This window comes from Bradyrhizobium algeriense (genome assembly GCF_003062295.1).
GTDB classification, from domain to species: domain Bacteria; phylum Pseudomonadota; class Alphaproteobacteria; order Rhizobiales; family Xanthobacteraceae; genus Bradyrhizobium; species Bradyrhizobium algeriense.
The window spans coordinates 1-321 of record NZ_PYCN01000310.1 but is presented as its reverse complement, the minus strand read 5'-3'; the positions used below and the strand labels follow the sequence as shown (position 1 = coordinate 321).

The 321-nt window shown below is 57.6% G+C and carries 1 pseudogene; it reads right to left on the bottom strand.

Annotated elements, in window-relative coordinates:
- A pseudogene (locus C7G61_RS43635) lies at nt 1-126 on the bottom strand (IS3 family transposase); the annotation flags it as partial.
- Nucleotides 127-321: the final 195 nt, after the last annotated feature.

The following is a 321-nucleotide window of genomic DNA, read 5'->3' as shown; positions in this document are numbered from 1 at the left end:
CAGGTAATAAACGCTGCCGCGGCTGATCTGCAAAACTTCCGCCTGCCTGGTGATCGACAGATCGTGCTCACGGTCGATCATCGCTTTGCGCTCAGCAATCCCGCCTTGGTGAGCGCTCCTTCTAAAACACTATGCGCGGCGCTGCGCTCCCCCTGTGGGATAGAAACGGGCCTGCGCTAGCATTACAGTTGCGTTCTTGGAAGGTTTCTGAATCCATGGGCAACCATGATTCGGAGATCGTGGACGCGGGCAGCGTCGATTGAGGAGACGCTTGCGTTGTGGGCGGCGTCGCTTCGAGAGATCAAGAAGCTGATACGTCCG